Raw genomic sequence first — 15,285 nt, 5'->3', positions numbered from 1 at the left:
CATAGTCACCTTGCCATTTTTTTCTTCATCATTATACTTAGTAACTTGTTCCTTGGCATAAGCCAAAGGATCATCTGTAATCTTTAGCAGTTCAGAATGTTTACCAATTCTAGCGATATTCTTTGTTGTGGTTTTATTACCGTTACGGTAGCCCTTTTGCACAAAGTAGGTTGGGTCTTTTGATTTCTTATCATAATTTAATTTCATAGCCTATTATATCACAATATACAACTCCGTACAACATATAAAACTGAAAAATTTGACAAAAAAATAAGCCTTAAAGGCCTAAATACAGCATTCTATAAAAAAATATCATTTACAAGTGTCGAAAACCCGAATATGTTTTATAAAGCTTATCAAGATTTTACACGATATTATTAAATTCTGACCAGCTTCATAAGGAGCTGGTCTTTTGAATGCTTTAGGAGTGCCCTATTTTAGAATAAGCGCATGGCGATTGCTTGATGCAATTGATATTTGGTATAATAGGAATGGTAAGAAGACATTGGTAGAGTATGATGTTTAGATCAGGAAGGAACGCGTATGAATATTGAAAAACTCAAAACACTAGAAAAGCATTTTTTTATGGCTTATCCCATGGGGTTTGATACGCCTGAAATGCTTGAAATTTCAAAGAAACACAAAGTTGAGAAGATGAAAGATTATGTAAATGCACATTTTAGATCTGAATGCTTTGAAGATGTAGAACGCGTCTTTGCAGACTATATCAAATTAATATCACAGTCTTCATTGGTTTCCATTTTTGAAAAAGCGAAATTTAAAGATCTTGCGAAGACATTTACTTTAGAAGAAAAAGCAAAATTTATAGGTGGTGTCCAGGCGTTTCTTTATGGTGACCAAGAGCTTGGATTCACAACGCAAATTGAAGTCTTGACCCGTTATAAGATTGCAAAGTGGCCAATTTTAACAGTGCTTGGCGTCTATATAAGACCAGAGTTTGAAGTCCTGATAAAACCCACGACAGCAAAAGGGATATTAGTATACTTTGAGGAAGATTTAAAATATGTATCTAAACCAACTTATGCATTTTACAGTCAGTTTAGAACCTTGATTAACGATATAAAAAAACATACAGACGATTCACTACAAGTGGATAATGCTGCATTTTGTGGATTCCTGATGATGAGCATGGATGATCATCAAGCGGGTTTCTAATTTTGTCTAATGCGATTTAAAGTTGTTGTTAAATAGAAAAGTATCCCTACGCACAAAATGACGAAAATCGGAAAGACAATCATATGTGTTTTATCAATAATGATCCCTAAAAGGGGTGGCAATATAGCAATGCCCGTGTAAGCAGATGCCATTTGAAATCCAATTATGGATTGTGCTAGATTTTTGCCAAAACGCTGAGGTGTTTCGTGGATCATTGCGGGGAATATAGGCGCAAAACCAAGTCCGATTAAGGCAAAAGAGATCATTACAGTAAAGCTGTTGAAATTTAAAAAGAGTAAAGCTGAACCTGTCATGGCAATGCATATGCCCAATAAAATAAGTTGTTTGTTGTTGAGCTTAAAGGAGATAAAGCCTGCTATAATTCGGCCCACTGTAATGCCACCATAGTAGAGTGCAATCCACCTTGCAGCAGCTTCAAATGTCATGGCTCTCACTTGTACTAAGTAACTGCTCCCCCAGAGGCCCACGGCATATTCCGCTGCGCAATAAAACACAAAGACGAGTAGGGCATATGGGACGCCTTTGACTCTGATGATCTTAAAACCTGAAAGCTCAGAAGGTTCATCTGAAATGTGATCTTCTTGAAGCTTTGAATTGATGGATGCTTGTTTTTTCCAAAGGGGAAGGCTTAAAAAGATAATGACAGCTAAAAAGAGCTGAATCACTGCGATCGTTGAATATCCTGTGCGCCACGAGTGTGTGTTCAATAGAATATTGGACATAATAATAGGACCAGCAGTTGCGCCAATACCCCAAAAGGAATGGAGCCAATTCATATGATGTGCCTTGAAATGAAGGGAAACATAATGATTTAGTGCCGTATCCACAGAGCCAGCGCCAAATCCAAGCGGCAAAGCCAATGCAATTAGCCAAAAATAAGAAGGCGCATAAGCGAACCCAAGCAGAGCGCCCCCTGTTAAAACACCGCTAAAAAAGGTGATACGACCTTCACCAAAGTGTTTGATCAGTTTACCACTTAAAAGACTGCTGGTGATCGTTCCGAAAGTAACGACTATGGAAACCATACCGACAGCATCTAAATCGAGCGCCCATTCAGATCGAATTAAAGGCCATGAGACACCCAGTAATGCGTCTGGAAGCCCTAAGCTGATGAAAGCTAAATAGATAATGATGAGCAAAACAAATGTAATCATGAGGATGTCCTTTCTTTAAAAGTAAAATCAAAATTATGGCAAAGAATACGTTGGTGCTCTCTATAGAATGAAATGAAGACATCAAAAAGACCAAATAGAGCTCATCTGTTTAAGTTTGAACCTAAATTTGGTCTTTTATCTCATTGGGCATTGCCTAGGTGGAATCAAAGCGGTGAGGTCTTTAAGAATCTTTAGTGATTACAATCATGATGATCGCATGCAATTTGATTGTCTGTAAGTTTGCCGATAATATAATCAGAAACCACTTGATCTACTTCACCTGAGCATCCCCTTAGAACATTGATGTTTTGACCTGAAAGGACATTGACAGCGCCCTGGCCCATGTTACCTGCCAGCATGAGTTCAACGCCGAGGTCTTTAAGTGTGAAGGCGATGTTGGATTTACAACCACAACCTTGTGGTGCTTCTAAAACCGCTTTTGAGACGATCTCTTTGTTTGGACCAAGTTCTACTATTGTATAATATTCGCAATGACCAAAGTGACTATCAATCATACCGTTTCTCGTGGGTAAAGCAATTTTCATGTTGAATCCTCCTCTGTATTTGGGTATAGCTTTATCATATTGATTATACCGCGTTTATAGCATATGTCAATAATTTGAATGTAAAATGCATTAATATGTCGTGAGTTTGTTGAATTCAATTAAAGACAAGTGTTATAATGATAAGGCATAATAGGAACTGGTGTCTGGAGGCATTTATGACGTCAAAATCAAATTTTAATGATAAACTTTATATAATGAATTGTGATATGCCATCAGAATTATTTACGGTAAAGGGCATTAAAAAAGAATACCGCGCACTGGCTAAGATATGGCATCCAGATGTATCAGCCGTTAAGGAAGCGATTTTTATAATGAGTAAGATCAATGCACTTTACCATGAAGGGCAGTCTTTGATTGATCAGAATAAATTCTATGAAAAAGAGCACCTTATAAATAAAGATAAAAATAAAGATAATAAGAGAACTGATTCTCGTAAAGCTTCAAAAAAATCAAGCGATTCAGTGCATTGCGAAGATTTCAGTGAACAGATCAGAAGAAGTAAGCATAAGAAAAGTATTGAACTCAAAAGTGTTGACGGCAAATGTGTCCGATTTAAATATCTCAAGAGAGTTCTGATTGATTTAGGCTACATGTATGTTTCTGAGCAATACGTCCTACTTGAAATCACAAAGCTTAAACGAAAAATATTTATGGATTCACTTGGACTAATTGAGAATAAAGGAGAGGGTTACTTTAGAATTGAAGTTCCTGATGTGATTGATACATTTGACACGGCAAGCCATGGCTATCTCGTTTTTAAAAAAGAAAAGGGGGTCGAACCAGTCGTTATTTTAGAGACTGTTTTGGGATACCTAAAACCACTTGGAAATCGCAAGATTTGTGAGGGCATATTTTATGATCTTACAGCACTTAAATATATGGGGCTTACCTCCACTGGTATTGATAAAGATTTGTGGTTCATCAATGTAGATACGGGCAAATTGCATAATTATGGTTTGTTTTTCTATTTACATGAATTCAGTTCTAAACTTAGTAGAGCGCCTAAAGAGGTGTCGGATGTTTTAAGTCAGCTGAAGCCATGCGATAATGAATCCCTTGTGATTGACCTTGTAAGGAATGCAATCGTCACTTTGAATCATAACAGCGGACTTAAGGTAGATGATTTTCACGATTGGATCACAAATCTTAATAGTAACTCACTTGAAATGTCGCTTGCAGAGAGTCAAGTGTTTAATCGCGCCATTGAATCGGTCACAACACATGGGTTTAATTTAGAGACTTATTATCAATCGATTTCACACAATTAGATTTGAAAAGTAGAATTATAAAAGAGACGAAAATATAAAAAAGGAAAGCTAGAGGCAGCATGATGAAACCAAAGAAGAGTTGTCTAAAATGTCCAGTCTGTGACACTGAACTCTATGTAGTAGAACAAATGAATCTTTACAAATGCGATCAAAATCATGCGTTTGATAGGGCAAAAGAAGGTTACGTTAATCTGCTTTTAAGCCATAAGAAAAAAAGTAAAAATCCTGGAGACTCTCAAGAAATGGTAGTTTCACGGCAGTCCTTTTTAGCAAAGGGCTTTTATGAACCCATATCAGATGAGATCAATAAAACCGTAAAAGCTTATTTTAAGAGTGTGGCTAAAACGCCAGAAACTTTTTTGGATTTAGGATGTGGTGAAGGCTATTATCTTAAAAGGTTGATACAGAGTTTAGAACATGCTCAAACGGCATATTACGGACTTGATATTTCAAAGAGTGCCGTTAAGCTTGCAAGCAAAAACCATAAAGAAGCGCATTGGATTGTTGCAAATAGTTTTTTTACACCTTTTAGCGATCATTCCCTCTCTGGAATATTGTCTGTGTTCAGTCCAATTGACATGAGTGAGTGTAAGCGGATGCTCAAAGAGGATGGCGTGCTCATCAGAGTTTTTCCTGAAACAAATCATCTGATGCAATTAAAAGAAGTCATTTATCCTGAGATCAAGGTAAAAGAATATGAGCAATATCTCAATGATTTAGAAGGCCTTGAGGTTGTAAGTGTCAAAAATGTTGCTTATGACATTACGCTTAAGAATGAAGATTTAGTACAATTATTATTGATGACGCCTCATTTTTGGCGTGTTAAAGAAGAAAATAAAATAGCCTTGCTCAAAATGGATACCATTGTGGTAACTGTTAGTGTAAGCATAGGCGTTTATCAACAGTCGAAAGGGCGTTTATAATGACAGTAAAGAAAAAGGGTTATAGAGGCAAGCAGAAGAGCGAAACGTTATTTTCAAGATGGAAGAGTGATCCTTATAAAATCATTATTGAAAAGATCATAGAGAAGCGTTTCATCTCCAAAAAAACGCCTTTAGTGGAAGCAAAATATGATTTAAGGGCTGCTAACTTAAGAAAAATGGAACTGGTGAAGGTTTCCTTTAAAAATGCTTGTCTCAGCCAAGTTTGTGGCTATCAACTTAAGCTTGATCATTGTGATCTGAGTGAAGTTAAAATTGAAATGGGTGATTTCGAAGGTGCTGTTCTTAAAAATACGAACTTATCAGACAGTTATCTTTCCAAATGTAACTTTAGCAATGCCGTTTTAGATCATATTGTTTTTGAAAACAGCACTATAAAGGACTGTAAATTTGATAACGCCACCATTATGGTCATCAATATTGAAAATGCTTGTTTAGAAGATTGTGATTTTAGTAGTATTCCCAACATTGGCGAGGCCCTCATTTTGGGAACCCCCAAATCCGTTCAGAGCGTAAAAATTGATATGGATTTATTAAAAGAAAGCGCCTTTAAATCCTATTTAGAAGCCTTAAAAGAAGATTGATATCGTTTCAAAAATATGTTAAAATAAAACTAACCCCCTCTATATAGGGGTGCAGGAGGTTTTATGATCAATATCATTATTTTTGGAGTTGCCATAGCGGCGTATTTTGTATTTAAAAAATTAGCAGAGCCTAAAGTTGATAAAATCAACGGTGAGACACTTAATCAGATGTTAAAAGACAAAACCATCAAAAGACAATTTATAGATGTTCGTACTCAAAGTGAATTTAAATCTAATAATATCAAAGGCTTTAGGAATATGCCACTTCAATCCTTAAGCAGTAGGGCAAAAGAGATTGATAAAGAAAAGCCAGTAGTGCTCATGTGTGCTTCAGGGCATAGAAGTATGCAAGCTGCTAAGATATTAAAACGGTTAGGCATTGTAACAATTGTTAACTTATCTGGAGGTCTTTCAGCTTATAGAAGATAGTGTTTTGAAAACGAATGTCGCAAGACGAAGTGCAATGAGATTAAGGTGGTGTTGTGACCCACTTATTTTCGTACAAAAATCCTCCTACTATGTTTATTCGACATGGGTAGGAGGATTTCCTTATGGTGCTATTAAGCAACTTCTGCCGTTTCAGAAACAATTCTGACAAGGTTACATGATAAATCTGAGATGCGCTCTAAATTGTTGACAATTTCGAGATAGTAAACGCCATTTTCAGTACTACATTCGTTGTTATTAAGTCTAGCGAAGTGATCGTGACGTGCTTCACGTTCTAGTGTATCGAGTTCTTTTTCAAGTGCCATGACTTCATCGATCATTGTTTGGTTAGGTTTATCAAGTACTTTCAATGCGATCTCATAAGTCATTCTTGTCTTATTGTACATAATTAATAGGGCATTCTTAGACTTTTCGGTGAAGACAATATTTTTTTCGTGAACCGAAAGCACAAGTTCTGCAATGTTATCTGCGTGATCTCCAATGCGTTCAATATCATTGATATTATTAAAAAGACCATCAATATAACGTCTATCTGTATCTAAAATTTCTCTATTAGATAATTTCACAAGAAACTCTGTAATGACGGTTTCCAGTGTATTGATGTCTTTTTCAAGGACAAAAGTCTTTTTGACTTTATCGAGCTGCCCCTCGAAGAAACCATCCATTGCAAAAGACAAACTTTCTTTGGCAATATACCCCATATTCAGGGCTTCGTTGATTGCACTTTTTATAGCAATAGTAGGGGTTTCTAAAATACGATCATCAATGAATCGCGTAACTTTAACTTCTGTTTTGTCTTCATTTTTATCAGGGACTACCCACATGGCAACTTTAACAAGGAAAAATGCAAATGGAAATTGAATCACAACATTTGCTAAGTTAAAGACCGTATGTGCATTTGCGATCTGTCTGCCCACGTCTGTTGGATCCCAGAAGGTAACCAATTTACTAATAGGTCCAGAAAGCAATATGACAAACAGTAAGGTTCCCACCGCATTAAAGGCAAGATGGATAATTGCGGCTCTTCTCGCATTTTTACTTGCCCCAATACTAGAGAGCAGTGCAGTGGTACATGTGCCAATATTATCGCCGTATAAAATTGGGAGAGCTGCCGCAAGTGGTAAAACCCCTTGAGAAGCAAGTGCAATGAGCATTCCAATAGATGCGCTTGAACTTTGAACGATAAAAGTCAATGCAAATCCAACTAAAACGCCTAAAACGGGATGATGACTTAAGGAAAGGATCATCGTATTAAAAGCTTCCAGTTCTCTTAATGGTTTTAGAGCATCTTTTAGAAATTCCATTCCCAAAAATAATATGCCAAGGCCAATCAATATTTCAGCAAGTGTTTTTCGACTGTCTTTTTTAGTGGTCATCCATATGATCATACCAACTCCTATGGAAATTGGTGCAATATCATCAATGGACATAGAGACGATTTGACCTGTTATGGTGGTTCCAATGTTGGCACCCATGATAACACCAACAGCTTGTGTTAAATTCATAATGCCAGCGTTTACAAATCCAACCACCATAACCGTTGTTGCACTTGAACTCTGAATGACACCTGTGACGAGCATACCGACGAAAACACCCATAAACCGGTTCGTCGTCAATACCTCAATAATACGTTCAAGTTTTTTCCCCGCAGCTTTTTGGAGACCAGCTCCCATCATCTGCATTCCGTAAAGAAATAGGCCTAATCCACCTATTACGCCAATAGCAATCGACATTGCCCAATGCCTCCTTATGAAAATCTCAATTTTTAATCTCTATAGAATTGAATAAAAAATAATTGCTTATCTATTCTAACAGAGCCGACAAACGCTTGCGTTAATTATAAGTTAAGTCTATGTTAAATCCAAGTAAAGTTTATGAATAATTCATTAATAACCCCTCATTGTATTTAAAGAAAAACAAGGAAAATACGATGAGGGGTCATTTTGAAACTTATATGTGATTTTTTATGAATTGAAATGCACCATAGACGCCAGCATCATCGCCAAGTTTACTGGTTTCAAATTTAACAGAAGTCAATAGGCCAGGCATCGCATGTCTTTCGGCTTCTTTAAGCATCAGTGGCATCATTTCACTACCGAGGGATTCTATAATCCCACCACCAAGTATGAAGAGATCCGGATGGAACATGTTGATAAGACTCCCAATAGCAATCCCTAGATATTTTGAAGCGTATTGGATTACTTCCACTGCTAAAGGATCGTTTGACGCGTAAGCGTTTTGCAAAGTGGAACTCTTAATCACCGCGCCATCAGTATCCCTAAAATCCTTAAGACTTGAGAGGCGCCCTTTTGAAAGCTGTGTTTCAATATATCTTTGCATCGCTGTTTTAGAAGCATAGGCTTCGAGACAGCCTTGAGCACCACAGCCGCAAAAAGCACCATCAGCATTGACGACTATATGTCCAAACTCTGCGGCAGCGCCTTGCCCAATATACAATTGACTGTCTATGATAATGGCGCCGCCAATACCAGTGCCTATAAATAAACCGAGTACATTTTTATAAAGCGCATTCGAAATAAATTTATATTCTCCGAACATAGCAACATTGACATCGTTGCCTATTGAAACGGGAACATTGTATTTTTTTTCAATTTTAGATTGTAATTCAAAATCTTTGAAGGGAATATTCGGGGAGAATTTAACGATCCCATCCGTCGTGATAAGTCCAGGGACACCAACGCCAATGCCTAGAATTTCTGAATGTTCAATTTCAGGAATTTCTTTATAAAGGGCATCAATGACTTTAAAAATTTGATCCAGTACGACTACAATGCCTTCTTTTGCCTTGGTTTTCTTCTTGCTCTGGGCTATGGGTTTATCGTCTTCACCATAAAGCGAGCCCAAGATTTTTGTACCACCAATATCTAATCCAATCCATCTATTCATAAGTTACCTCCATATGAAACAATTATACCATTTATACAGATAGATCAATCATGATTGCATTTAAAAAAGTATCCTTGCATCATCAGAAGAGGCGATTGGTAAAACTAATCAAAAAAATTCTATTCATTTAAGGTTACAATTAATAATCAAGAAATTTGTTAGAATAGATTGACATTTAAATGTAAAAATGATATTATTTGAATAAAATATACGTATAATTATAAAAAATCCAAAAAAGAGAAAAAAGTTTGAAATTAAAAATAAGAAAGAAATATATTGCTATGCTACTGGTCTTAACACTATTAAACTGTTGCTTAGGTGTAAATTTTGCTTCAATAAATAGCTATGTTGTCAAGGGGACGGATGGGGCAGAGTATATTATAAGCATATTAGCAAATTAAATTATTATTTATAGTGAGTGAGGAAATGCATTGAAAAAGAGCCATGAAAAGATTATTGAGCAGTATTCTATAATTAATTATATCTACACGATTACGCTGGTGACTGTGTTTACTGTATTGCCATTGTTAAGTATCTTTTACCTAGTTCTAGATGAAGGCAATTATTTAAAGCAGATTTTAATGTACATATTATTCATTTATTGTGGCATTGCTGCCTTTGTAATTTTTATCCTTAGAAGATGTCCAAATTGTTATAGAGGCTTTTCAAAATATGTATTCAACCCAACTTTTTGTCCATACTGCAAAGTAAGACTGAAAGATGAAAGGAAGAGCAGAAAGTAAAATTGGTGCGAAAATACACCTTAACTGAAAGAGACTAGAACAAGTCGATAAAGATTTGTTCTAGTCTTTTTTTTAACTCTTTGTGGCTGGGTTTTTAGTTTTTAAAACTGTGAATAGGTGCGGGAATTCTACCTCCTCTTGCGATAAAGGCCTCACTGGAGAATGGATTCACTTTCATAATGGGGCCTGTACCCAATAAACCTCCAAATTCAGCTTCATCGCCAAGTGACTTTCCAACGACGGGTATGATTCTGACACCAGTCGTTTTATTGTTAATGACGCCAATAGCGGCTTCATCAGCAATTATAGCAGAGATCGTACTGGCTGGCGTATCCCCAGGAACAGCGATCATATCAAGTCCCACTGAGCAGACACAGGTCATAGCTTCTAACTTATCAATGGTAAGAGCCCCCATTTTAACGGCAGCAATCATACCTTCATCTTCACTTACTGGCACGAAGGCCCCACTTAACCCCCCTACATGTGAGGATGCCATAACACCGCCTTTTTTAACGGCATCGTTGAGCATAGCGAGTGCAGCAGTTGTACCATGACAGCCACAAACCTCAAGTCCTATTTCCTCAAGAATTCTTGCAACACTGTCGCCTACAGCAGGTGTAGGTGCTAGAGATAAATCAATGATGCCAAATGGAACACCCAGTTTCTCTGAAGCTTCATTTGCAACGAGTTGGCCCACACGTGTAATTTTAAAAGCAGTTTTTTTAATCGTTTCAGCTACCACATCAAAGGGCTGTCCTTTTACTTTTTCAAGCGCTACTTTTACCACACCAGGACCGCTAATGCCAACATGGATGACACATTCAGCTTCTGTAACCCCGTGAAAGGCACCTGCCATAAAAGGATTGTCATCTACTGCATTTGCAAACACCACGAGCTTGGCACATCCAATACTCTCGTGATCTTTTGTGAGTGCTGCAGTTTCTTTGATAATGCGGCCGAGGTCTCTAACGGCGTCCATATTGATTCCAGCTTTAGTAGAACCTACATTGACGGAACTGCATACGCGATCTGTAACAGCAAGAGCTCTAGGGATGGATTCGATCAGAATCTTATCGCCTTTTGTATAGCCTTTTTGGACCAAAGCGGAGAAGCCACCAATGAAATTGACACCAACCGCTTTGGCAGCGGCATCAAGCGTTTGGGCAAAAGCGACATAATCTTCATCGTCACATGCTTGTGCAATCATTGCAATAGGGGTTACAGAGATGCGTTTATTGATAATGGGAATACCGTATTTTTCTTCTATATCCTCGCCAACCTTAACAAGGTCTTTAGCGAGTGTCGTGATTTTCTTGTAAATTTTTTGACGTGCAATTTCACCATTTGTATCGCAGCAATCCAAAAGAGAAATGCCCATTGTAATGGTTCGAATATCAAGTTTGTCTCTTTCAATCATATTAATGGTTTCTAAAATATTGTTGAAATTATTCATGTGACCTCCTTTATTATTTACACCGTGTGCATAGCTGAAAAAATAGCGTCATGTTGGACTTTTATTCTCAAATTCATAGCATCTGCAGGGATAGCCAAGTTCGCTTTCAAACCCGCTAAATCTGTTGTTAAATCACTCAAATCGACAAACATGACCATTGTAAAGCACCCCCTGACAATGGTTTGATTGATATCAAGAATATTGACGCCATTATCTGAAAGTACAGTGGCTACCGCTTTGATAATGCCTTTTTTATCCATACCCATTACTGAAACATATGCATTCATTTTTTGCCCTCCAACTTTTGGTTGATTTCTTGATTATAAAATTAAATTTTTGACTATAAAAAAGAGGCTAATTCAAATTAGCCTCTGGAGAATTTAAGCACATCACTAATTCAACTCTATACAAAATTTCAAATTTTGCATAAAAGAAGATTAATGCATCTGCCTCTGTCCCTTGTACCTGAGAGTTTCACTGTAAACAGCTTTCCCCTTCGGCGCTCATAAAGAGTCTCTCCAGAGGTTCGTCCAACAACGGTTTTATAAAATAAGATGACTTATTTCACAATTCCACGATCTTCATCCGAGCCTATTAAATTAAGATGAATAATAACACAATCGTAAAAGAGTTGTCAAGGGTGTGCATGAAAATTTAGAGACAATTATAAAAAAATAAAAGAATGATCATTCATTTATTATTGACGATAAATGAATGATCATTTATTATATAATTATGAGAATAAAAGATGAGAAAAAATACGATTCTATTTTAAATGCTTCAATGGAACATTTCATGTCAGACGGGTTTGCAAATGCATCTATTGCTAAAATTGCGAAAACGGCAGGCGTATCGCCAGCAACCATATACATTTACTTTGAGAATAAGGAGGATTTAATAAGTAAGCTTTACCTTAAAATAAGGAAAGAAATGAGTGTATATGTACTTGCTGAAGTGAATTTGGATGACTGTATTGAGGCAGCGTATAAAAAAATATGGCTAAACTACTACCACTACTGTTTAGCTTATCATAGAGAATTTGACTATATTATGCAGTTTACGAATTCTCCTTTTTCAAAAGATTACCATACCGATTATGGCATGTGTTACTTTTCTAAAATCTATGAACTCTTTAAAATTGGGAAAGAAAGAAAGGTCATAAAAGATATTTCAGATGAAATTCTGTTTGCTTTTACATTTTATCCTGCCTCTCAACTTGCCAAGCGTAACCTCTGTTGCGGAACGAAGTTGTGTGAATATGGCGTCAATAAAGCCTGTGATGTCGCTTGGGATGCTGTTAAAATTAATCAAGTCAAAATCTGTTATAACCAATGATCATAAATAAAAATTATAGGATAAGGACACTAATGATGAAATCAAGTAAAACAATTTTAAAAGACTATTTTAAGTCGGGCGAAAAAGCGGGTAAAAAAATAGGTGTTGAATTTGAGCACTTTTTAATATCCAAGACGGATTTGAGAAGTTATGAATATTTTGAAGAAAATGGGCAAAAGCAGTTAATGAATCAGTTGGTTTCAACGGGATGGGAAGTACAGTACAGTGAGGGAGATGACATCTTTAATGCGGTTAAAGCGGGCAACATGGTATCGTTTGAACCCGGTGGACAGGTTGAAATCAGTATAAAACCTTTTGAACGTATTCATGATATTGAAGTCGAATATTTGAGTGTGAGAAATGAAATTGATGCGCTCCTAAGTGATGATCAAATGTTGATTTCTCTGGGTTATCACCCTAAAACGAAGATCGAAACATTACCGTTGTTACCTAAAAAAAGGTATCAATTCATGTATGACGAACTTCATAAGCGCGGCAATTTTGCAAGAAATATGATGAAGGGAACGGCTTCAACACAAGTGTCAATTGATTATGAAGACGAAAAAGACTTTATTAAAAAGTATCGAGTGGCCAACTTTTTAGCACCATTTATTTCGCGTTTATTTGATGCTTCACCTATATTTGAGGGCGCAGTGTATGCGGCTAAAAATTTAAGGGTCCGAATTTGGGACCATACGGATATCAATAGATGTAAAATGCCAAAAGGGGCTATGGATCAGCAATTTGACTACGACGCTTATAGCGACTACATCCTCAATTCAGAACCAATTCTGATGATCGAGGGTGATCAGTCTTATTTGACAGATCATCAAACGGTTGCCGATCTCGATCACGATAAACCATTGAGTAAGGTTCAGTTGGTTCATGCATCCACAATGGTGTTCCCCGATGTTAGAGTAAAGCAATTTTTAGAAATTAGAGTAGCAGATGCTTTACCGCTCCCTTACAGTCTTGCGGTACCTGCCCTTATTAAAGGTATTTTCTATAATACAGACAACCTAGATAAATACTATAAGCTGAGTCTAAATATGGATGACGATGGTGTTTTAAAATTAAATGACCAAATTAAAGAAAGCTATTCATTTGAGATGGGATGTCTACACCTGTCGATGACTTGTGATGATTTTATTGGAATGCTGATTTTAGATGCAACAAATGGATTGGATTCTGATGAGATGGAGATCTTAATGTACTTTCAAGAAATGATTCAAAAGTATGAATCCTACTCAGAGTATCTCAAAAAGATCTATTTAGAAGATCAAGCTTTATTTAAAAAAGTGATCACAACAGGAGGAGAGCATGTTCAAATACAATGAAGAACTTGTTGCTCTTGCGAGTGCGCATAGAGCAATTGTGGATGAAGACTACAAAAAATCATATGAAGCCGTGGGTCATTCAGATGTAGTGTACAAGGGAAAGCAATTGCCTTATTTGTATTTTCCAGCGGTATATTCAGAAGAAGATGTTCTCAGATTTGAAACCATGACAAAACGGATATTTGACATTGTCAATAAGTCTATAGACATTTATTTTAATCATCCAGAAGTGAGACGTGTTTGGGGATTTGACCCCCGACTAGAAGAGCTCGTTCTTTTGCCACATCGCTTTAAAGCCAAAGTGCCAATGGGTAGATTTGATTTTTTTTATTATGAAGACGGCAGTTATAAATTTTGCGAACTCAACACAGATGGCACTTCGGCAATGAACGAGGAAATGCCACTTACGGATGTATTGATCAACACTTATGTTCTAAATAAATTCAAAGAAAACCATCAGGTCAAGAGATATGAACTCTATCAATCTTGGGTGGATGAGGTTAAAAGCATTTACGAAGAATATGTACAAAATGGTGGAGAACGTTCGAAAAAACCGCATCTTATCATCATGGATTATATGTCTAAAGGGTCCCCACATGAATTTGAGGCTTTTAAAAAGTGTTTTAACGCAAATGGCTTTAGATGTCAGATTGTCAGTCCGGACGAACTCACGGAGGTAGAGGGCACGCTTTATTATAACCGTGAGAAGGTGGATATCATCTACAGAAGATTGGTCACAAGGGATTTAATGGAGCACTATGATGATCTAATGCCTCTCATTAATGGGATTAAAGCCAATAAAACCTGTATTATTGGCTCTATTAAATCTCAAATTGTCCATACTAAAAAATATTTTGAAGCACTTCATCATCCATTAGTGAGAAAATATTTTTCTAAGGAGGATCTCGACTATATTGATGCGCATATTCCATATACAAGCGCCCTAAACAAAGCAGATTCATTTGAAAAATTTATAGAGCATAAAGACCAATATATCATTAAGCCCATTGACTTCTATGCATCAAAAGGGGTATATGCAGGTAAAGAGTATGATCGTAAGACGTGGTCAGAAATGTTAGAAAAGGCATCGGATGAAGGTTATATTATTCAGGAATTTTGCCCTAAATCTGTGAATCGAAATTTGGACTTTTCAGGAAATGATACTTTTGAAGTGGCTGATTATAACAACATTACGGGGGTCTTTGTCTACAATGAAAAGATGAAGGGTATTTTTACCCGCGCAGGATTTAATGCGGTTATATCCGATTTAAATGATGGCTTCTCGCTATCGTCAATCGTTGCGAGCGCAATCTAATTTAGGCAAAAGGAAGGACCTTCTCATGATAGAATTGA

General features: G+C 36.7%; 14 protein-coding genes, 1 pseudogene and 1 riboswitch. Of the genes and pseudogenes, 8 read left to right on the top strand and 7 right to left on the bottom strand.

The window, feature by feature from the left end; translation table 11 throughout:
* Positions 1-207, bottom strand: a pseudogene (locus tag F3D3_RS22395) (transposase); the annotation flags it as partial.
* 336 nt (positions 208-543) lie between these two features.
* Here F3D3_RS22395 and F3D3_RS22390 point away from each other — a divergent pair.
* The gene (locus F3D3_RS22390) at positions 544-1,176 is read left to right on the top strand and encodes a hypothetical protein (RefSeq protein ID WP_069876666.1); all 633 of its coding nucleotides are present in this window, start codon (positions 544-546) and stop codon (positions 1,174-1,176) included.
* Here the strand turns inward: F3D3_RS22390 and F3D3_RS22385 are convergent.
* A complete protein-coding gene (locus tag F3D3_RS22385) occupies positions 1,173-2,351 on the bottom strand; it encodes a sugar MFS transporter (protein ID WP_069876665.1) in 1,179 nt (392 codons plus the stop codon). The two genes, F3D3_RS22390 and F3D3_RS22385, sit on opposite strands and share 4 nt — an antisense overlap.
* A 191-nt stretch (positions 2,352-2,542) precedes the next feature.
* Positions 2,543-2,896 carry a NifB/NifX family molybdenum-iron cluster-binding protein gene (locus F3D3_RS22380; RefSeq protein WP_069876664.1) on the bottom strand — a complete coding sequence of 118 codons (354 nt, stop codon included), beginning with the start codon at positions 2,894-2,896 and terminating at the stop codon, positions 2,543-2,545.
* 176 nt (positions 2,897-3,072) lie between these two features.
* Between F3D3_RS22380 and F3D3_RS22375 the strand changes: the two genes are divergently transcribed.
* From F3D3_RS22375 to F3D3_RS22360, 4 genes are all read left to right on the top strand, one after another.
* On the top strand, positions 3,073-4,185 hold the full coding sequence (locus F3D3_RS22375) for a J domain-containing protein (protein ID WP_069876663.1): 1,113 nt from the start codon (positions 3,073-3,075) through the stop codon (positions 4,183-4,185).
* 59 nt (positions 4,186-4,244) lie between these two features.
* Positions 4,245-5,108, top strand: a complete 864-nt coding sequence (locus F3D3_RS22370) for a putative RNA methyltransferase (protein ID WP_084389250.1) — start codon at positions 4,245-4,247, stop codon at positions 5,106-5,108.
* Positions 5,108-5,710 (top strand): pentapeptide repeat-containing protein, encoded by a 603-nt coding sequence (locus F3D3_RS22365; RefSeq protein WP_069876661.1) that lies wholly within the window; start codon positions 5,108-5,110, stop codon positions 5,708-5,710. Before F3D3_RS22370 ends, F3D3_RS22365 begins: the two co-directional genes overlap by 1 nt.
* 63 nt (positions 5,711-5,773) lie before the next feature.
* On the top strand, positions 5,774-6,139 hold the full coding sequence (locus F3D3_RS22360; RefSeq protein WP_069876660.1) for a rhodanese-like domain-containing protein: 366 nt from the start codon (positions 5,774-5,776) through the stop codon (positions 6,137-6,139).
* A gap of 131 nt (positions 6,140-6,270) precedes the next feature.
* Here the strand turns inward: F3D3_RS22360 and F3D3_RS22355 are convergent, their stop codons facing one another.
* From F3D3_RS22355 to F3D3_RS22335, 4 genes are all read right to left on the bottom strand, one after another.
* Positions 6,271-7,890 (bottom strand): Na/Pi cotransporter family protein, encoded by a 1,620-nt coding sequence (locus F3D3_RS22355; RefSeq protein ID WP_069876659.1) that lies wholly within the window; start codon positions 7,888-7,890, stop codon positions 6,271-6,273.
* Between the two features lie 217 nt (positions 7,891-8,107).
* Complete coding sequence (locus tag F3D3_RS22350; RefSeq protein WP_069876658.1) at positions 8,108-9,064, bottom strand: ROK family protein; 957 nt, start codon at positions 9,062-9,064, stop codon at positions 8,108-8,110.
* Between the two features lie 837 nt (positions 9,065-9,901).
* Positions 9,902-11,260: a PFL family protein gene (locus F3D3_RS22340; RefSeq protein ID WP_069876656.1), complete on the bottom strand. Its 1,359-nt coding sequence runs from the start codon at positions 11,258-11,260 to the stop codon at positions 9,902-9,904.
* A gap of 17 nt (positions 11,261-11,277) precedes the next feature.
* Positions 11,278-11,547 carry an ACT domain-containing protein gene (locus F3D3_RS22335; protein WP_069876655.1) on the bottom strand — a complete coding sequence of 90 codons (270 nt, stop codon included), beginning with the start codon at positions 11,545-11,547 and terminating at the stop codon, positions 11,278-11,280.
* A 155-nt stretch (positions 11,548-11,702) separates the two neighbouring features.
* A riboswitch (glycine riboswitch) is annotated at positions 11,703-11,792 on the bottom strand.
* Between the two features lie 203 nt (positions 11,793-11,995).
* Here F3D3_RS22335 and F3D3_RS22330 point away from each other — a divergent pair.
* Genes F3D3_RS22330 through F3D3_RS22320 form a run of 3 tightly spaced genes read left to right on the top strand, consistent with a single transcriptional unit; the run spans position 11,996 to position 15,247 of the window.
* A complete protein-coding gene (locus F3D3_RS22330; protein WP_175438464.1) occupies positions 11,996-12,595 on the top strand; it encodes a TetR/AcrR family transcriptional regulator in 600 nt (199 codons plus the stop codon).
* Positions 12,596-12,630: 35 nt separating this feature from the next.
* A complete protein-coding gene (locus F3D3_RS22325) occupies positions 12,631-13,932 on the top strand; it encodes a glutamate-cysteine ligase family protein (protein WP_175438463.1) in 1,302 nt (433 codons plus the stop codon).
* Positions 13,916-15,247 carry a glutathionylspermidine synthase family protein gene (locus F3D3_RS22320; protein ID WP_069876652.1) on the top strand — a complete coding sequence of 444 codons (1,332 nt, stop codon included), beginning with the start codon at positions 13,916-13,918 and terminating at the stop codon, positions 15,245-15,247. Before F3D3_RS22325 ends, F3D3_RS22320 begins: the two co-directional genes overlap by 17 nt.
* The last annotated feature ends 38 nt before the right edge of the window (positions 15,248-15,285 follow it).

Origin of the sequence: Fusibacter sp. 3D3 (genome assembly GCF_001748365.1) — a bacterium.
Classification (GTDB): domain Bacteria; phylum Bacillota; class Clostridia; order Peptostreptococcales; family Acidaminobacteraceae; genus Fusibacter_A.
The sequence above is the reverse complement of the archived record's forward strand: the minus strand, read 5'-3'. Positions and strand labels throughout refer to the sequence as shown.